Source organism: Streptomyces sp. NPDC059443 (assembly GCF_042750105.1).
GTDB lineage: Bacteria > Actinomycetota > Actinomycetes > Streptomycetales > Streptomycetaceae > Streptomyces.
Map to the genome: position 1 here is coordinate 79,305 of NZ_JBHYVM010000032.1, position 18,241 is coordinate 97,545.

16 protein-coding genes are annotated in these 18,241 nt (G+C 71.5%); 8 read left to right on the forward strand and 8 right to left on the reverse strand.

Annotated features, from left to right (window positions below; all coding sequences use genetic code 11):
• The first annotated feature begins 261 nt into the window (after positions 1–261).
• The gene (locus ACFXDJ_RS27340; RefSeq protein WP_384850623.1) at positions 262–693 is read left to right on the forward strand and encodes a hypothetical protein; all 432 of its coding nucleotides are present in this window, start codon (positions 262–264) and stop codon (positions 691–693) included.
• 62 nt (positions 694–755) lie between these two features.
• Here the strand turns inward: ACFXDJ_RS27340 and ACFXDJ_RS27345 are convergent, their stop codons facing one another.
• The 5 genes from ACFXDJ_RS27345 to ACFXDJ_RS27365 all read right to left on the reverse strand — a co-directional run bounded on the left by ACFXDJ_RS27345 (position 756) and on the right by ACFXDJ_RS27365 (position 6,493).
• A complete protein-coding gene (locus tag ACFXDJ_RS27345; protein ID WP_384850626.1) occupies positions 756–2,018 on the reverse strand; it encodes a hypothetical protein in 1,263 nt (420 codons plus the stop codon).
• A gap of 379 nt (positions 2,019–2,397) precedes the next feature.
• Positions 2,398–2,871: an ATP-binding protein gene (locus ACFXDJ_RS27350; protein ID WP_384657028.1), complete on the reverse strand. Its 474-nt coding sequence runs from the start codon at positions 2,869–2,871 to the stop codon at positions 2,398–2,400.
• Between the two features lie 328 nt (positions 2,872–3,199).
• On the reverse strand, positions 3,200–4,114 hold the full coding sequence (locus ACFXDJ_RS27355; protein ID WP_384850629.1) for an acyl-CoA dehydrogenase family protein: 915 nt from the start codon (positions 4,112–4,114) through the stop codon (positions 3,200–3,202).
• A gap of 7 nt (positions 4,115–4,121) precedes the next feature.
• Positions 4,122–5,276 (reverse strand): acyl-CoA dehydrogenase, encoded by a 1,155-nt coding sequence (locus ACFXDJ_RS27360; RefSeq protein ID WP_384850632.1) that lies wholly within the window; start codon positions 5,274–5,276, stop codon positions 4,122–4,124.
• Positions 5,277–5,281: 5 nt separating this feature from the next.
• Positions 5,282–6,493 carry an amidohydrolase family protein gene (locus ACFXDJ_RS27365; protein WP_384657020.1) on the reverse strand — a complete coding sequence of 404 codons (1,212 nt, stop codon included), beginning with the start codon at positions 6,491–6,493 and terminating at the stop codon, positions 5,282–5,284.
• A gap of 178 nt (positions 6,494–6,671) precedes the next feature.
• Here ACFXDJ_RS27365 and ACFXDJ_RS27370 point away from each other — a divergent pair, with 178 nt between their 5' ends.
• Positions 6,672–8,258, forward strand: a complete 1,587-nt coding sequence (locus ACFXDJ_RS27370) for an AMP-binding protein (RefSeq protein WP_384850635.1) — start codon at positions 6,672–6,674, stop codon at positions 8,256–8,258.
• 11 nt (positions 8,259–8,269) lie between these two features.
• Here the strand turns inward: ACFXDJ_RS27370 and ACFXDJ_RS27375 are convergent, their stop codons facing one another.
• A complete protein-coding gene (locus ACFXDJ_RS27375) occupies positions 8,270–8,941 on the reverse strand; it encodes a DUF4097 family beta strand repeat-containing protein (RefSeq protein WP_384850638.1) in 672 nt (223 codons plus the stop codon).
• Between the two features lie 253 nt (positions 8,942–9,194).
• On the opposite strand from ACFXDJ_RS27375, the gene ACFXDJ_RS27380 reads away from it, so the two are divergent.
• The gene (locus ACFXDJ_RS27380) at positions 9,195–9,929 is read left to right on the forward strand and encodes a helix-turn-helix domain-containing protein (RefSeq protein WP_384657012.1); all 735 of its coding nucleotides are present in this window, start codon (positions 9,195–9,197) and stop codon (positions 9,927–9,929) included.
• Positions 9,930–9,973: 44 nt separating this feature from the next.
• On the opposite strand, the gene ACFXDJ_RS27385 is transcribed toward ACFXDJ_RS27380, so the two are convergent.
• Positions 9,974–11,197 (reverse strand): protein-L-isoaspartate O-methyltransferase, encoded by a 1,224-nt coding sequence (locus tag ACFXDJ_RS27385; RefSeq protein WP_384850641.1) that lies wholly within the window; start codon positions 11,195–11,197, stop codon positions 9,974–9,976.
• Between the two features lie 493 nt (positions 11,198–11,690).
• On the opposite strand from ACFXDJ_RS27385, the gene ACFXDJ_RS27390 reads away from it, so the two are divergent.
• The 3 genes from ACFXDJ_RS27390 (at position 11,691) to ACFXDJ_RS27400 (ending at position 15,335) form a co-directional block, all read left to right on the forward strand.
• Positions 11,691–13,034, forward strand: coding sequence for a hypothetical protein (locus tag ACFXDJ_RS27390; protein ID WP_384850644.1), 1,344 nt, complete (start codon positions 11,691–11,693; stop codon positions 13,032–13,034).
• 180 nt (positions 13,035–13,214) lie between these two features.
• The gene (locus tag ACFXDJ_RS27395) at positions 13,215–14,120 is read left to right on the forward strand and encodes a helix-turn-helix domain-containing protein (RefSeq protein ID WP_384657002.1); all 906 of its coding nucleotides are present in this window, start codon (positions 13,215–13,217) and stop codon (positions 14,118–14,120) included.
• A 180-nt stretch (positions 14,121–14,300) separates the two neighbouring features.
• Positions 14,301–15,335 carry a hypothetical protein gene (locus ACFXDJ_RS27400; RefSeq protein ID WP_384656999.1) on the forward strand — a complete coding sequence of 345 codons (1,035 nt, stop codon included), beginning with the start codon at positions 14,301–14,303 and terminating at the stop codon, positions 15,333–15,335.
• Here the strand turns inward: ACFXDJ_RS27400 and ACFXDJ_RS27405 are convergent.
• Positions 15,305–15,829 carry an EF-hand domain-containing protein gene (locus tag ACFXDJ_RS27405; RefSeq protein ID WP_384850647.1) on the reverse strand — a complete coding sequence of 175 codons (525 nt, stop codon included), beginning with the start codon at positions 15,827–15,829 and terminating at the stop codon, positions 15,305–15,307. The two genes, ACFXDJ_RS27400 and ACFXDJ_RS27405, sit on opposite strands and share 31 nt — an antisense overlap.
• A 333-nt stretch (positions 15,830–16,162) precedes the next feature.
• Between ACFXDJ_RS27405 and ACFXDJ_RS27410 the strand changes: the two genes are divergently transcribed.
• Together ACFXDJ_RS27410 and ACFXDJ_RS27415 are read left to right on the forward strand one after the other, a co-directional pair.
• Positions 16,163–16,747, forward strand: coding sequence for a sigma-70 family RNA polymerase sigma factor (locus ACFXDJ_RS27410; protein ID WP_384656993.1), 585 nt, complete (start codon positions 16,163–16,165; stop codon positions 16,745–16,747).
• Positions 16,744–18,099, forward strand: a complete 1,356-nt coding sequence (locus ACFXDJ_RS27415; protein ID WP_384850650.1) for a maleylpyruvate isomerase N-terminal domain-containing protein — start codon at positions 16,744–16,746, stop codon at positions 18,097–18,099. Before ACFXDJ_RS27410 ends, ACFXDJ_RS27415 begins: the two co-directional genes overlap by 4 nt.
• Positions 18,100–18,241 lie beyond the last annotated feature (142 nt).

An 18,241-nucleotide genomic window follows, 5' to 3' on the forward strand; every position in this document is an offset into this window, starting at 1 on the left:
CCCCTGTCCACTACGGCAGGGGGCCGATCTTTACCCATTCACGTACAACGGGTTGGCATATGCCGTCTCACCCGTTAGGTGTCAAACGGTTGATACGGATCAGTATTCAGCGCTAACGTCGAAACGCGTCGCCCGGCTCGGCCCGGACAACGCAACTCTCCCTAACCATGCGCCAGTTCGGGGAGAGCTCCCGTTGCCCCCTCTCCGCTGCTCGTCACAGCCCGGAGGGGGCAACTCTCCGCATCGGCAGGAGCGAAGCCCGTGCTCAAGAGCCAACAGCCGTCATCACCTCCCAGCACCCGACCTGCGCGCGACCACACCGTGGCGATACTCGCCGGGTACTGGCTGGAAGCCCTCTGCTACCCGGATGCCTACGACCAGCCCCCGGAGCTCCTCGACCGCGTCATGCTGGACACCCCAGAGGAGGCGGTCCGCCTGATCCGGATCCAGATCCGGACCACGTACCTCTTCGCCCTCTCCCCCACCGAGATCGAACGGGCCCTCGCCTGGGCCGACGGCGGCGGCCGCGTTCCGGCCCTCGCGGCCCTCCACCGGGGCGAGGTCGCCGGGTTCAGCATCGTCCTGCGAGACGGGCTCCGCGCGGAGTGGCGCGTACGCCCCGTCGACTACCTCTCCCTCACCCCCACGCGGCCCTGCCGGAACCACGGCGGCCCGGAGCACCGGCCGGACTGAGGTCCGGCGGCGCTCCGGGCCGCTTGGTTCACTGACGGGTCAGGGCGTCACTACCGCCGGGGTCACCCCTTCGAGTGCTGCGGGCGGTGCTTGTTGCTCTTCGAGAGGCCCTTCTCCGGTGCGTGCGAGCGGCTCGGCTGCTGGGGCTTCGAGTTCCTGGCCACGAGCGGCCCGCTGGGTACGTCCTGGATGGTGACCAGTTGCCAGGACTTCGGGGAGGTGGGGGTTCCGCAGTCCAGGGTCACCCCGTTGGAGGCGCACTGAAGCTCGTACACGTCCCCGGTCGTGGTCAGCACCTTGAAGTTGGTCACCTGGCCCAGGGACGAAACGGTGGCGGAACAGACGGTGCTGGGGTTGGGGTAACCGGGGTTCTGCGGGGACGTGCTGATGTTCTCGCGCTTGTAGGGCCCCGTCTGCGGGTCGTCGCGGTGGCCTGCGTAGGTGACCCCGTTGATCAGGAAGACGGAGAATTCCTCGGTGCTGTTGGAGAGGATCGAGCCGACGCCGTTGCCGCACCCGCTGGCTCCTGTGGCACCCGTCGCGCCGGTCGCACCCGTCGCACCCGTCGCACCGCCCGGACCCGTCGCGCCGGTCGCGCCGGTCGCACCGCCCGGACCTTGCGGACCCGTAGCACCGGTCGCACCCGTCGCACCGCCCGGACCCTGCGGACCCGTGGCACCGGCCGGACCACCGGGACCCTGCGGACCCGTCGCACCAGCCGGACCACCCGGACCCTGCGGACCCGACGGACCCGTCGCACCGGCCGGACCACCCGGACCCTGCGGGCCGGTCGCACCGGCCGGGCCCTGCGGACCGGTCGGACCCGTCGCGCCGCCACCGGGGCCGGTCGGACCCGTCGCACCGGTCGCGCCCGTGGCACCCGTGGCACCAGCGGGACCACTGGCGCCCGTGGCTCCCGTGTCACCCTTCGGTCCGGTCGGACCCGTGGGGCCGGTCGGGCCGGTGGGACCCGTGCCTCCGTTGGGCGGGCACTTGCCGTGGTCGTCGTCGTGCTTGCCGCCGGGTCCGCCGTGGTCGTCGTCGTCGCCACCGCCCAGGTACTCGTCCAGCAGCGTGTGGACCAGCGGCTTCTCGCCCTGCGGGCGGCCGTGCGACGGCGGGCCGTCGTGCGGCTCGCACTCGCCGCCGCCGGCCCGGGGTGCGGCCGCCCTCACGGCCGGGGCGGCCGTTTGGGCCGCCGCGACGACGGGGCTGGCCATGCCCACGAGTACCAGGGACAGCGAGACCAGCGCACCCCCCGTGATCCAGGCCCGATTGCGGGGGACGGGGCCGAACGGCGACTTGGCCCTGTGCTCACGACTCATTGCAGCGCTCCTCCGGGATTACGAACGTCCGTTGGCAGCTACGGACGACGGCCCCGGCACCTTGAGCCCTTGGAGGCGTTCGTCAACACATTGGCCTACGCAACCCCCACGAACGGATGCGCCTACGGCGGCTCCGTGTTAGTGCGCACTTCACCGCCGGATCGGGTGCGCGGGATCCCTCCGGCCCGGGCCCGGACGTGACACGGGCCCCGGGGCGGGAGTGGTCTGCGGGTGGCGGCGACGCGCATGCACGCCCCGAGCGCGGCACGGCAGCCGCCACCCCGCGACCCGCACTCGTCAAGGCCTGCCCTTGGCGTCCCCTCGCGTCGAATCGCTCCACACCAGGGTGATCAAGATATGACGAACCGTCAACACCTCGTTAGAGGTACACGCGCGGTTCCCGCGTCGGGCCACATTCTTCGGACGACCTGCAAGGCGACTCCGTCGCGCAGCCGTCCGCGGGCTTCTCCGCGCGGTCGACCTCGCACCAGATCCGTTTCCCGGCGCCCTCCGGCTGCCAGCCCCAGCGGTCCGCCAGCCCGTCCACCAGCTCCAGGCCGCGGCCGCCCGTATCGTCCCCGGCGGCCTGCCGCCGGGCCGGCGCCCGGTCGCTCGCGTCGGCGACCTCGACCCGTACGCCCGGCTCCCCGAACAGCATGCGCAGCACGGCCGGACAGCCGGTGTGCACGACGGCGTTGGTGACCAGCTCGGAGATCAGCAGGATCAGCGTCTCGGCGAGCGGCTCGTCATCCCCTATGCCCGAGCCCGCCAGCCGCGAGCGGGCCCATCGGCGGGCCCGGCCGACCTCGGCGGGGTCCGCTCCTACCTCCAGCTGCACCTGAAGCACCTGCACCGCTCACACCATCCGAACCGGCGGACACTTCGCCTCGCGACGGGACGGGATCACCGAGTGTGACCCCCGTGCGGAGCAGCATGGTTGACATACAGTCACCAGAACAAGCGCTTCGGGCATATTCCAGCGCGAAGGAGTGGGCGTGGTGCATACTGTGCGGCGCTCGCGCCGCTCAACCGCTCGCATTCCCGGGAGCGTACCGGAGCCGCTCCCCGACTCCGGGCCGCAATCGGTCGGGCGAAGGACACAAACCGATATCAACTCTCTGTAATCGGACATGCGTCCCGCGCCGTCCCTCCCGTGCCCACCGGTCACAGCGAGCGAGCTACTACGCCTGCTCCGCGGCCACCAGCAGCTCCGCCGCCAGCACCTCTTCCGCCTGCGCCGCCGTGCGCCACTGCTCCGCCCGCACCCATGCCCGCTTCAGGTGCAGGTGTACGTCCGCCTCCCAGGTGAAACCCATCCCGCCGTGCACCTGGAGGCAGTCCCGGGCATTGCGGACGGCCGCCTCGTCGGCCAGCAGCTTGGCCGCCGCCACCTCCGCCGGGTCCCGCGTCACCGCGGCCGCGTAGACCGCCGTACGGGCCACCTCGGCGCGCACCAGCATCTGCGCGCACAGGTGCTTGACCGCCTGGAACGCCCCGATCGGCTGCCCGAACTGCTCGCGCTCCTTCGCGTACCGCACCGCCAGCTCCACCGTGCGCAGGGCGCTGCCGAGCTGGAGGGCCGCCGTCAGCAGCGCCCCTTCCTCGCGGTACGCGCCGCAGTCGCCCGGCGCCGGGACCCGCGCCAGCGGTGTCAGCGGGTCCGCGGAGCGCACCGGTTCGCCGGCCGGGAGCACGGCGGCGCCGAGCACCGCGTCCGACTCCGAGAGGTACGGCACCAGCGGCCCGTCCAGGTCGAAGGCCGTCACCACCACCTCCCCCTCCGCGGCCCCCGGCACGATCCCGGCGGCCAGGTGGGTGGCGACCAGCGGGCCCGGCAGCAGCGCCCGCCCGGCCTCCTCGAAGACGAGGACGGCCTCCGGCAGGCCGAGCCCGACCCCGCCCTCGCTCTCCGGGAGCCGCAGCGCGAAGAACCCGGCCGCGCCGAGCTCCCGCCACAGCGATCGGTCCACGGACCGGCCGGAGACGGCCACCGCGTCGACCGAAGCCCGCAGCGCCTCGCGCCCGTACCGCCCCGCCAGGAGGTCCCGTACGCCTGCCCGCAGGTCCCGCTGGTCCTGCGTCGGCTGGAAGTCCACGGAACGCTCACCTGCCCTTCGGAAGGCCGAGGATCCGCTCGGCGACGATGTTCTGCTGGATCTGCGAGGTGCCCGCCGCGATCGTGTAGGACAGGGAGGAGAGGCGGTCCAGGGTCCACTCCTCGTCCAGGGAGAGGGAGTACGCGCCCAGCACCTCGGCGGCGACGTCGTACAGCTCCTGGCGCGCGTGCGAGTAGGCCAGCTTGAAGACGCTGCCGCCGATGCCGGGGACCCCGCCGGAGCGCTCGGACTCGCTGACGTTCCACTGGGTGAGCCGCCACAGAGCGCCGAACTCCCCGTAGAGCCGGCCCAGACGCCTGCGCAGCACCGGGTCGTCCCAGCGTCCGTTCGTCTTCGCCGCACGGGCCAGCTCGCCCAGGGTGCGCCGGCAGGCGACGACCTCGCCCACGAAGGCGGTGCCGCGCTCGAAGGACAGGGTCACCATCGTGACGCGCCAGCCGTCGTTCTCGGCGCCGACCCGGTTGGCGACCGGGACCCGTACCTCGTCGAGGAACATCTCCGCGAACTCCGTGGACCCGGCGAGGGTCCGCAGCGGCCGGACGCTCACCCCCGGCGCGTCCATGGGCATGGCCAGCCAGGAGATCCCGCGGTGCTTCGGGGCATCCGTATCGGTGCGCACCAGCAGCTCGCACCAGTCGGCCACCTCCGCGTGCGAGGTCCAGATCTTGGAGCCGGTGATCACGTACTCGTCGCCGTCGCGGACGGCGCGGGTGCGCAGCGAGGCCAGGTCGGAGCCGGCGTCGGGCTCGCTGAAGCCCTGGCACCACACCTCGTCCCCGCTCAGGACGGGCGGCAGCCAGCGCGCCCGCTGCTCCGCGGTGCCCTCGGCGGCGATGGTCGGGCCGGCGTGCAGCAGCCCGACGAAGTTCGCGCCGACGTACGGGGCTCCGGCGCGCTCGGTCTCCTCCAGGAAGATCAGGTGCTGCGTCGGGGTGGCCCCGCGCCCGCCCGCGTCCACGGGCCAGTGCAGCCCGGCGTACCCGGCGTCGTACAGGCGGCGCTGCCAGCCCGCGTCGTAGGCGCGCCGGCCGGGCCAGTCGTCGGGGGACGGCTTGGCGGGGAGCTCGGGGAGCACCTTGCCCAGCCAGGTGCGCAGCCGGGCCCGGAACTCCTGCTCCTCCTCGGTGTAGGTGAGGTCCACCGGCGCTACCGCCCCGCCCGTCGCCGGTCGCGGTCGAAGTCGAGGTCCAGCATCCGGATGGCGTTGCCGCGCATCAGCTTGTAGACGGTCTCCTCGTCCAGCCCCTTGACGTGGTCGAGGGCGACCTCCTTGGTGTGCGGGAAGGTCGAGTCCACGTGCGGGTAGTCGGTCTCGAAGGTCGCGTTGTCGCGTCCGACGACGTCCAGCGAGGCGATGCCGTGCTTGTCGCGGAAGAAGCAGCAGAAGATCTGCCGGTAGTAGTACGTGGACGGCGGCTCGGGGATCAGGTCCTTGACCCCGCCCCAGGCGCGGTGCTCCTGCCACACGTCGTCGGCGCGCTCCAGGGCGTACGGGATCCAGCCCATCTGGCCCTCGCTGTAGGCGAGTTTGAGCGTCGGGAACTTCACCAGGACCCCGCTGAAGAGGAAGTCCATCATCGAGGCCATGGCGTTGTTGAAGCTGAGCGAGGCCTGGACGGCGGGCGGCGCGTCGGGGGACGCGGCGGGCATCTGGGAGCTGGACCCGATGTGCATGTTGACGACGGTGCCGGTCTCCTGGCAGACGGCGAAGAAGGGGTCCCAGTAGCCGGAGTGGATGGACGGCAGTCCCAGGTGGGTCGGGATCTCGGAGAAGGTCACGGCCCGCACCCCGCGCGCGGCGTTGCGCCGGATCTCGGCGACGGCGAGATCGATGTCCCAGAGCGGGATGATGCACAGCGGGATCAGCCGGCCGCCGCTGTCGCCGCACCACTCCTCGACCATCCAGTCGTTGTACGCGCGCACGCAGGCGAGGGCGACCTCCTTGTCGTGGGCCTCGGCGAAGGTCTGCCCGCAGAAGCGCGGGAAGGTCGGGAAGCAGAGCGAGGCCTCGACGTGGTTCAGGTCCATGTCGGCGAGGCGCGCCTTGGGGTCCCAGCAGCCGCGGCGCATCTCCTCGCGGGTGATGCCTTCGAGCGTCATGTCGTCGCGGTCGAAGCCGACGGCGGCGATGTTGCGCTTGTACGGGAACTTCAGGTCCTCGTAGATCCACCAGTCGGTGGGCGGGCCGTCGGGGTCCATGGTGATCTGGTACTTGCCGGCGGTGTAGGCGAGTTCGCCGATTCCGGCGGTGAGCGCCTTGGGGCCGCGGTCGCGGTACTTGGCCGGCAGCCATACATCGAACAGGTGGGCCGGTTCGATGACGTGGTCGTCGACGCTGATGATCCGAGGCAGTTCCATGATGTCCCCTCGCCGCAAGCCGAATGATTCCGATGGTGCCGAATCTGACCGTGCAAATCTGATGGTGCGTCAGAAATCTGGAACCAAGCTAGCTCCGCCACCCCTGGACCGACAAGCGTCCGCGCTCTACGCTCTGCGCTGGATCTGACTGACCGTCAGCTAAGGGGAGGGGTCTGGAATGCCGGACACGACGGACGCAACGGACACCGCGACGGCCGCGACGGCCACCGCGATCGGCCTGAGCCGCTCCCCCACCCTCTGGGACCTGATCGACCGCCGGGCGGCCATGACCCCCGACGCCCCCGTGCTCATCGAGGCCGCCGAGGACCCCGCCCACGACCGCCGGCTGACCTTCGGGGAGCTGCGGACCCGCTCCGAGGAGGTCGCGGCAGGCCTGTACGGCATGGGGGTGCGCCCCGGCACGGTCGTCGCCTGGCAGCTCCCCACCCGCATCGAGACCGTCCTGCTCTCGGTCGCCCTGGCCCGCATCGGCGCCGTCCAGACCCCGGTCATCCCCTTCTACCGGGACCGCGAGGTCGGCTTCGCGCTGCGCGAGTCGAAGGCGGAGTTCTTCGCCTCGCCCGGCACCTGGCGCGGCTTCGACCACACGGCGATGGCGGAGCGCCTGGGCGCCCGCGGCATCTTCGAGGCCTACGAGTCCCTCCCGGCCGGGGACCCGGCCGTCCTGCCCGCGCCCCCGTCCGAGGGCACGTCCGTCCGCTGGATCTACTGGACCTCGGGCACCACCTCGGACCCCAAGGGCGTCCTGCACACGGACCGCTCCCTCATCGCGGGCGGCTCCTGCCTGGCCCACGCCCTGCACCTGACCCCGGCCGACGTGGGCTCGATGGCCTTCCCCTTCGCCCACATCGCCGGCCCCGACTACACGGTGATGCTGCTGCTCTACGGGTTCCCGGCGGTCCTGTTCGAGAAGTTCGCGATGCCCGACGCCCTGGACGGCTACCGCCGCCACGGGGTCACGGTGGCCGGCGGCTCCACCGCCTTCTACTCCATGTTCCTCACGGAACAGCGCAAGGCCCCGGACACGCCCCTCATCCCCTCCCTGCGCCTCCTGGCGGGCGGCGGCGCCCCCAAACCCCCGGAGATCTACCACGCGGTCGTCCGCGAACTGGGCTGCCAGCTCACCCACGGCTACGGCATGACCGAAGTCCCGATGATCACCATGGGCGCCCCGGACGACACGGCGGAGAACCTGGCGACCACCGAGGGCCGCCCCCCGGCGGGCATGTCCATCCGCATCACCACGGCGGCGGGCTCACCCCTGCCCGCAGGCACGGACGGGGAGGTCCGGCTGCGCGGCGAGGCGGTCTGCCAGGGCTATCTCGACCGCGCGCAGAACACCGGCACCTTCGACGCCGACGGCTACCTGATCACCGGCGACCTGGGCCACCTCACCCCGGACGGCTACCTGGTCCTGACCGGCCGCAGCAAGGACGTCATCATCCGCAAGGGCGAGAACATCTCGGCCAAGGAGATCGAGGACCTGCTCCACGAGCTCCCCGCGATAGCCGACGTCGCGGTCATCGGCCTCCCGGACCCCGAGCGCGGCGAACGCGTCTGCGCGGTGGTCGAACAGCCCGCGGGCGCCGCCCCGCTGACCCTGCCCGAACTGACGGCCCACCTCCGCGCGCAGGGCCTGGCCACCCACAAGCTCCCGGAACAACTGGAGCTGGTGGAGGCCCTGCCCCGCAACGACGCCCTGCGCAAGGTCCTCAAGTACAAGCTGCGCGAGCGGTACGCGTAGCTCCGCCGCCCTCAGAGGCTCCGGGCGGAGATGTCCCCGTAGGAGGTGGTGGCGCGGATGTCGAGCCCGGCGGCGGCGCCTTCGCCGTTCTGGAGCGCGTTGCGGATGCGGCCGTAGGAGGTGGAGGCGTCGAGGGTCGCGCTCACCCCGCGGGCGGCGCCGACGGTGATGTCACCGGCCTGGGTGGTCAGTTCGAGGGTGCCGCCGAGGGCTTCGGTGACGGTCAGGTCCCCCTTGGCGACGCTGATCCGGGCGGGGCCGCCGAGCCGGCCGACGGTGATGTCGCCCGCCTGGAGGGTCAGACGCGCGCTCGCGGCCTCGTCGAGCTTGACGGAACCCTGCGCCCCCTCGATGGCGACGTCGCCGAGCCGTCCGACGCCCCGGATCTCGGCGCTGGCCGTCTTCGCCTCGACCCCGGACCCGGCGGGCAGCTGGACGGTGACCTCGACGGCCCCGGAGCTGCCGAGCACCCGGTTCTCCGCGGGCTCGGCCGCGACGTGAAGGACGCCGTCGCGGTACTCGACCGTGATCCGCTCGGCGGCCTTCACGTCGCGGCTCTTCGAAGCGTCGGCGGGCAGGACCTCGACGGTGGCGTCGTTCCGGTCGGCGGCGATGAAGCGAATGCTGCCCGCGGGGATGTCGAGGACGGCGGCGATCGGGGCGGTGGTGGCGAACTTCTGCATGACGCTCTCCTGAGCTTCTCGTCTTCTTCGTTGTCTTCTTGCCGGGTGTTTCCGACAACGGAAAAGCTACGTTGCGTTCGATGATCGAGCAAGAGACTCGTTGCGCAGAATGGCAATAATCCCAGCTCAACCGATGGATTTCATTGCAACGACCCTGAGACCTAACGCAACGACCGTCACCCCGTTCGTTGCATTGACCTGATGCTGAACGCTATGCTGGAGCCATCAGGGAAACACCACGAAGGAGATCGCGATGCCGGGAGGCAGGCTCACCCAGCCCGAACGCCAGCAGATCGCGCTGGGGCTGGCCGACGGCCTCGCCTACGCGGAGATCGGCAGGCGCCTGGACCGCCCCACTTCGACCGTCACGCGCGAGGTGATGCGCAACGGCGGCCCCACCGCCTACCGCGCCGACCTGGCCCACCGCGCCACCGAACGCCGCGCCCGGCGCCGCGTTCCGGCCGCGCCCCGGGACCCCGGAACGCCCGCGCAGCCCCACGGGCGCGACGCCGAGGCGGTGCGCGCGTACGAGGAGCTGTTCACCACCGTCCTCATACAGACGGGGACGCCCAAGATGATGGCCCGGGTCCTGACCTGCCTCTACACCAGCGACTCCGGCAGCCTCACCGCGTCCGAACTCGTCCAGCGCCTCCAGGTCAGCCCGGCGTCCGTCTCCAAGGCGATCACGTTCCTCGAAAGCCAGGACCTGGTCCGCCGGGAACGCGACGAACGCCGCCGCGAGCGCTACGTCGTGGACAACGACGTCTGGTACCAGTCGATGATCGCCAGCGCCCGGGGCACCGCCCAGCTCGCCGAGGTCGCCCGCCAGGGCGTGGGCGTCCTCGGCCCCGAAACCCCGGCCGCCGTCCGCCTGGAGAACATCGCCCGCTTCGTCGACTTCGTCTCCGAAAGCATCACCCGCGCCGCCGACCAGGCCCGAGAAATCCTCCACACCCGACCCGAGCCGACACCCCCGGATCCCACGTAGGCGGGGCCGACCGAACCGCCCGGCCGGGTGGGTGGGACCACGGATCAGGAACCCACAAGCCGGCCGGGCTCGTCCAGCCACGCGAACTGGCCTTCCTGGCCGACCGTGACGCCGAAACGGGTGAGGTGCGGGCGCCCCTGAAGCTCGTACCTCGTGTACGCCGCCGTCACCTCCGCCCACACGTCACGCGGTCCCCAGCAACGCACCGCGTCCTGGGCCCACCAGTCTCCGTAGCGGACGATGGTGGCCGAGGTGCCGGCCTCGTCGACGAACTGCACCCGCCGGTCCGAGCCCTCTCCCTGGTGGGAGTACGAGACGTCCGGGACCTGGAGACCGATGGCGAAGTCCTGGAGATGGCCGAGCCCCAAGACCTGCGCCGGATCGACCGGCGAGCTCCGGCTGGTCGACGCCTCCGGGACCCGGAGGTCCACGGTCGGCCGCTGGGACCGGATCCACATGTACGAGGACTCGCCGACGAATCGGCCCTGCGCCCTCGTCCCCGTGCCGTCCACCCGGAGCTTCAGGAGCCCGGCATTGCTGTACGCCGTCCCGAACGGGGTCAGGATCACTCCACTCCGCCGGGACTGCTCAATCCAGGCGTACGGCACGCGCCGCAGTGCTGCCGTGTTGATGACCCGGTCGAATGGGCCCCCGCCCGGTGCGCCGCACAGGCCGTCCCCGACGATCAGCTCCGGCTCGTAGCCCGCGGCCGCCAGCTGGGAGGCGCCCGTGCGGGCCACCTCCTCGTCGACCTCCACAGCCACCACCCGCTCCTCTCCGACACGCTCGCACAGCAGAGCCATGTGATAGCCGGAGCCGTAGCCGATCTCCAGCACACGGGCGTTCACCCTCAAGTCCAGGTGCTGGAGCTTTCGCATGACGATGTCGGGGGCGGACACGGACGAGGTGAAGTCGCCCGCGCTCGGCCCGCGAGCGACGGCGCCGTCGTTCAGCTGCGTGATCACCGAGCGGTACGGGTTCCACACCGCGCGGCGCCAGGCCTCGGGATCCTCGTCGCGGTCCACGAAGGTCCAGCGGCCCTCCTCGTCCAGGACGTCGAGCCATACGGCCGCCGGGACGAACGCTTCCCTGTCGACTGTGTCGAAGGCCTGCCTCAGCCAGGGCTCACGCAGCAGTCCTGCGGTCACCAGCGCCTCGCGGCAGATCGCCCGGTTCACTTCTTCCCCGGCGGCGGCGAAGAAGGAGGGGAGGACGGCTGGGACGGCCGGCTCCCGTCCGGACTGGAGGGCTGAGACGGAGGCGTCCACGGCTTGTCTTGCGGAGGTCCGGCGTGCTTGCCGTCCATGGTGGTCTCCCATCGTTGAGTGAGGGTGCCAGCGGCCCGGTGATCCCGCAGCGCGGTCAACATGTTGCGGGCGATCAGGGCCAACATGCGGGCATACCCAAGGTTGCTGGTGGCGTCGTAACGGGTGTCCAGCTCTGGTTCCGCAGAGGCCACGTCACCCCAATCCCGCAATGCGCCGAGCGCACGCGGGGAGCGCTCCACGAGCGCGACTTCGCCCAGGCCCACGGCAAGACACTTGCAGTGCGTGACCAGGCGCAAGGTCAGCTCGGCGAGCTCCAAGGGTCCGGGCTCGGTGGTGAGAACCTCAACGATGTCCGTCTCCGCGGCCTCCTCGACCCCGGCAACTCCCGCTCCATCAGCACTGGATACGAAGAGGTAACCCCACCACCACCGTCCGCGAGTACCGTTGAACGGTCGGAGAAGTATGCAAGCCATGCATCGGTCGGGAGCTGCACATGGCGCAACACTCACGCACACCCAACACCGGCCTTCCCGTACTGCTCGAACAGGCCAGATGGTCGCGACAGCAGTTCGCCTCGATCATCAACCGGCTCGGCGCGGAGGCAGGTCTCGGGCTCAAGTACGGACAGCCCGCCGTCTCCCAATGGATCGCCGGCCATCAGCCCCGCGCACAGGTCAGGGGTCTGATCATCGAAGCCTTCGAACGGAAACTCGGCCGGCCCGTCACGTACACCGAGGCCGGTCTCACGGCCCCGTCGGGCAGGGAAGAGGCGGACACTGTCCGCGACCTCGTAGAGCTCGGGAGGGCCGACATGGATCCATCCCGCCGCCGCGTCATCGCGGCCGGCGTATTCTCCGCTGCTCTCGCCATCCCCCTCTTCCCCGACCTCGCGCGGGCCGACAGCCCCGACCCGATAGGGCCAGGGAAGGCTACGACCCGAGTCGGCCAGGGGCAGGTCGATGCCATGCGGTCGATGACGGACCGGATCGCCGACATCCTCGATGAGCTCGGTGCGGGCCATGCCCGCCCGATGGCCGCGGCGTTCCTCGTCAACACGGTGGGTCCTTGGCTGAAAGCGGAGGCCTCGGCCCCGGTGCGGCGCAGCATGCTGGCCGCAGCCTCCGACCTCGTCTACCTCACCGGGTGGATGGCGATGTACGAGCGCCAGCACCGCCTCGGCCAGGACTACTACCTGAGTGCCCTCAAGCTGGCCGGTGAAGCCGAGGACCACGTGACCTACTGCCGGACGCTCCGAGGGATGAGCCTCCAGGCTTCCAACCTCGGCTACGGCCGACGGGCGCTGGAGCTGGCCGACTCGGCCGCCGAGGCCGCCCCCGTGGCCGGACCGCGACTAGTGGCGTTCCTACGAGGCCAACAGGCCCACGGAGCCGCCATGGTCGGAGACAAGCGACAGGCCTTCGCCCGACTCCAGGAGGCCGAGGACGCGCTCGGACAGGCAGACGACCGGAACGAATCGGTCGGAGGATACGACCGGACCGCCTACCTCTTCCACGTCGCACACGTCCTCAACGAGACCAAGGACGTACCGGGCTCCGTCCGAACCCTCAAGGAGTCGATCCGGGTGCAACCGGCGAACGAGAGGCAGGGGCGCCTCCACGCGTACGGCCTGTTGGCCCAGCGGCAGCTGACGATCGGACATGTGGAGGCCGCCTGCGAGTCCTGGGGCCGGTTCCTCGACGAGTACGAGGGCCTGTCCTCGGCCAGGGGGGACGAGCACTTCGAGGTGATGACACTCCGCCTCAAGCCTCATGCGACCGTCCGCGCGGTACGGGAGCTGAGCAATCGCGCAAGAACCGTGGGAGCGCTCAAGGGATAGCCACCCGCAGTCGAACTACCGCAGAGCTACACACAGTTCACATCCCTGGCCACAGCTGGAATATGCCGGAAAGGGTGCGCTATCGTCCCGGCTCGACACGAACTGAACAAACAGGTGACCCCGGCGGTGCGCGAACACCCCGGGGCCCGACACCGAAGAAGATAGGACTAGGACTCTTCAGTGCGGATCCACATTAGCCCGCGCAAGCACGCCTTCACCGTTCTCGGCAACGAAGTCGTCCGCGACCGGCGCCTCAGCTTCACCGCCCGCGGCATCCTCTGCTACCTCCTCTCCCTCCCCGACGGCGCCCGCGAGGACGTCCGTACCCTCGCCGACAGGCACCCCGGGGTCGGCCGGCGCGGAGTCGCCAAGGCCGTGGACGAGTTGGTCCGGTACGGGTACTACGTACGCCGGACCGTGCGCGACCAGCAGACGGGCCACGTCCGTACGGAGACCTTCGTCTACGACTCCCCGCACACGGGCGACCGCCCCGAACCTCCGCGGCCCGACCCTGACCCCGGGCCCGACACCGACCCGGTGCTCGACCCGGGAACCGGTGAGTGGAAGGACGGAGAGACGGGAGCGTCCCCCAGGCCGAGAACTTCGGTAGAAGAACCCTCCCTCCCCGCACCCGTCGAGTTGACGGAGGGCCCCGGCCAAGGGATCTCGCTTCTGGCCCGGGTCGCGAGGTACGAACCGCGCCTGTCCCTCAGTGCGAACGAGACTCTCGCCCTCGCCCCGCTCGCCGAACAGTGGCTCGCCCACGGGGTGTCCGAGCTGGAGGCACGCTCACTGCTCACCGACGGGCTGCCGCGCGTCATCCACTCCGCCCGTGCCCTGCTCGCCAACCGCCTCGGCCGCAAACTCCCGGCCCTACGGGTCCGCAGGGACCCCGCGGCCCCCGCCGCGCCACCCGCCGAATGCGGCTCCTGCCACGACCCGCTGCCCGCCCCGGACACCCCCTGCCCCGGCTGCACCACCGAGCCCCCAGCGACATCCCGTCCGGCCCCGCTCTCCCCCACCCAGGTCGCCTCGCTGGCCGACATCGCCCGGCGGGCATTGCGCGGCGGCCCGGCCCTCGCGTGACGGCCTGCGCGAGGTCCTCCGGCCGTCGCGCCGAGCCCGACATTGCCGGGATCCGCACGGAACAAGGCCGCGCCGTTGCCCGGTACCGGCATTGATGACTCCGGCGCGTGCGGCGCAAGCTGAGTTCTTCGGCCGCGGCGTCGGCGGGGTACGGGGACGGGGACGGCAACGATGAGACGGGTGCTCTTCTTACGGTGGGTGCTGTTGCTCGGCCTGGTCCTGATCGGCTGTTCGCTGGGTGTGTATATGGCCCTCGACTCCCCCGCGCTTCGGTCGGTCGACCTGACCGTGGTCGACGAGAAGCCAAACGGTTCGTGCACGGTCATGTGGACGGACCCCTTCGGCCACGGTGTCCGCCAGGCGAAGTACCTGTGCGACGCAGGGCGCGCTGCCGGCCTGAAGGCCCCGTACTACGCACCGGGTTCCGGCATCGGGCATGACACCGGATTCGTGGTCGAGGACGGCCCGGACAAGGGCGAGCTGTACGCGCTGTGGTCGGACGACGTCCCCACCGACACCTGGATCGACATCTCCAACGACCTGCTGTTGGGCGGAGTGTTCCTGACGATCGTCGCCGCCGCCGGGAAGATCCGTACATCGTCACGGCCACGCTCTGCGAGCCGGCAGGTCGTCCGGCGCGCGACGCGGCTCAGGGGCGCTGCCGCGCTGGTGGCCGACGATCACCGGCTGGCCGTCGCGGCGGTGAGGGAGGCCTGGGCTGCTTTGCACCGGGAGCCCGGTGAGGTGCTCCGGTTCGACCCCCGTGCCGCCGACCCCCGGACCACGGATCTGGTCGCCGCCCTGTGGGTGCTGGTGGAGGCGGGGCCGCAGGCCCGGAGCGCGGCGGAGGCGGGTGCCTCGCTGGTCGCGCGGCTGGAGCCGCTGCTGGCCGAGGTCACCCGTGCTGCGGGGCGCCGACAGAAGCAGCGGCGGCCGGCGAGGCGGGCCGCGCTGGACGAGCTGCAACTGATCACCGGAGTGGCGCAAGTCGAAGGCAGGGAGCTGCAGTTCGCCCAGGCCTCCACCGACCTGCTGCGCGGCATCGGGGGCGACCCGGACGGGCTGTCCGCCTGGGTGGACTTCGAGTCCCGGCCTGCGGAGTACCACGCCTTGCTCGCGGACGCCGTGGAGCCCGGCCCCGGGACGGGGCGCACGAAGTCTCGTACGCCCCCTCGCCGTAGGGATCAGGCGTCCGGGGCGGCCACGCCGCAGTAGCCGGCGAAGGCCGCCAGGATCTCGGCCTCCGTGATGAGGCCGTCGCCGTCGGCGTCCAGGGCCAGGGAGACCGGGCCCGCCAGTTCCTCCGGGGTGCCCAGCACGCGCAGCACGCGCGCCGCCGCCGCCGGGGTGGCGTCGACGCCCTCGCCGTCGCCGTGGGCCACCGCGATCACCGCCCGCAGGAACGGCCGGGCGATCTCCGCGAACCGCTCCGGGTTGTCCCGCAGCCGCTTCGCCGCACCCGTGATGAACTCCTCGCGGGACACGCGCTGGTCTCCGTCGACGTCCGCGATCCCGGCCATGCCCTGCCAGAAGGCCTCCGCGCCCGCGAAGACTTCCTGGCCCTTGTCGGAACGGGCCGCCACGGCGAACTCGGCCAGCACCGCCCTGGCGGCCGTACTGAAGTCCTCCCGGTCGATATAGCCGTTCCCGTCCTGGTCGAAGGTCGCGAATCGGGCGGCGATCTTGCGCTCGTATTCTGCGCTGTCCATATTCGGCGTTCCGCCTTCACGTGTGCGGTGGGGTGTGCGGTGGGGTGCACTTCAAGACAAGGCAGGAGCGTAAGGCCTATGTGGCCTGCGCGTTAAGCGAAGCGGGCAAGCAGGTGGCCGCATCGAACCAGCGCACGAGGAGCGCGACGGGGCGCGTACGTGTGTGCCCATCAGCCGCCCCACGCCCCAGGGTTCACAACGGGCCACGGCCCTATCACGGAGCGCCCACTTCCGGGGCGAGGTTCCCCTAAAACAGGCGCACACGGCTGGGTGCCCACTACATTCGAGTCGTCGACACACGGCTGCGAATCCGGGAATCCGGCTGGGGGCACGATGGCGAAGGACGCTCCACCGCGCTGGGACCGCCGCATGCAGCAGCGCCTGGCGCGCGGCGAGGCCGCCGCGCTCGGGGAACTCTACGACCGGTTCGCCTCGCTCGTGCACAGCCTCGCCCACCGGGTCCTCGGCGACGAGAAGGCCGCCGACCGGATCACCCGCGAGGTCTTCGGCTACATCTGGGAGAACCCGGACGCCTACGACCCCAAGCAGGGCTCCATGCGTTCCTGGGTCGCCCGCATCACCCAGGGCCAGGCCGTGGCGCGCCTGCGCCAGGCCGAGCTGGGCCGCGGCTCCCGCGAGGAACTGGAACAGAAGGTGCGCAGCGCCAACGCGGCCGCCCGCGCCGACTTCATCGTCACCTCCATGCCCGCGCCGCTGCGGGCCGCGCTCGAACTCGCCTACTTCAAGCGCCGCGACTACCGGCAGGCCGCCGCGGACCTTCAGATCAGCGAGGACGAGGCGCGGCGCCGGCTGCGGCTCGGCCTGCAACTCCTGTCGACGGCCAACGCCCTTCCCCGGGACGACACCGTCCCGCACGGACCGGGCCCCTCCGCCTCCGGATATGGAACGCCCCGATGAGCAGCCCTTACGACGCCGAAGACGAGTACGAGCGGCCCCCGGGTGACCCGGGCGCCGGCGGTTCGGCGCGCATACCGGGCCCGCGCGAGGCGGCGGACAACCTCGATCACCTCGACGACCTGCGCCACCTCCACGACCTCGACTACACCGAGCACCCGGAGGCCGAGGAGCACAACGAGTACACCGAGTACCCGGAACCCACCGCGTACCCGGAGCCGGCACCCGTGCCGGCACCCGCGCCCGCTGCTCCCCCGCCCACCCACGCCGTACTGAAGTCCCTGCTCGGCGCCTGGGCGCTGGCCGCGTGTTCCGCGGAGGAAACCCAGGCCGTGGAGGACCACCTCACCGAGTGCGCTCCCTGCGCCGAGGAGGCGCTGCGGCTGCGCGACGCCGTGGGCCTGCTGCACCCGGAGGACAGCCTCGACCTCAAGCCGCTGCTGCGCTCGCGCGTGCTGGAGGACTGCCTGGGCAAGCGGCCGGCCCGCATCCCGGTGCCGGTGTGGGCGAACCCGTACGACACCGAGACGGCGCGGCTCGACGCGCTGCTACGGGACTTCGGGGACTCGGAGTGGCACACCCCGGTCCGGCTCAAGTGGTTCGAGGAGGAACGGCGCCAGACCCGCCGGACCACGGTGGCCGGGGTCATCGGGCACCTCCTGTCGGTGGACGGGCTGGTCGCGGCCGCGCTGGGACTGGACGACCCGCTGGGCCCGGACGCGCCACCGGGCAGCCCGACCGGCCGGACGGAGCACTTCTGGGACTCGTCCCCGTACCCGACCACCCGGCGGGTCCGCGAGCCGTGGCGGGAGCAGGGCCACACCCTGGTCCGTACGGTGTCCTTCGCGGGGCGCGGGGTCGCCGAACTGTCGGTCAGCTACGGCTCCTTCGCGCTCCCCCTCGGGGACGCCTTCCTGGAGCGGGCCTTCGAGTGCTGGGTCCACGCCGTGGACATCGCGGAGGCGGTGGACTACCCGTACGAGCTGCCGTCCGCACCCCACCTGCACCGCATGATCGACCTGGCGGCCCGGCTCCTCCCGGCGGCCCTCGCCGGACGCCGGCGCGCGGGGCTGGCCTCGCCCGCGCGCGGACTGGTCGCGGCGGGAGCCCCGGGACGCACCCAGCACCTGGAGATCGAGGGCGCGGGCGGAGGCGGCTGGGACATCGCCCTGGACTCCCCGGCGGCCAAACCCTCGGCGGACCACACCGTGGCCCGGATCGCGCTGGACGGCTTCGAGTTCTGCCAGCTCGCGGCGGGCCACATCTCCCCGGAGGACGCGGCGGTCGGCCAGAACGGCGACCGCGAGGCCATCCGCGACGTGCTCTTCGCGGCGGCCTCGCTGAGTCGGCTCTGATCGGCGTTCGTGCTCGTGCTCGTGCTCGCGTTCACACGTCGCGGCGTCGTACGACGACCACGGCGAGGGCGATGGCGATCAGCGGCCAGAGGGCGAACACGGCCCAGGCGCCGGGGAGGGTGGCGCTGTAGCCCAGGGAGTC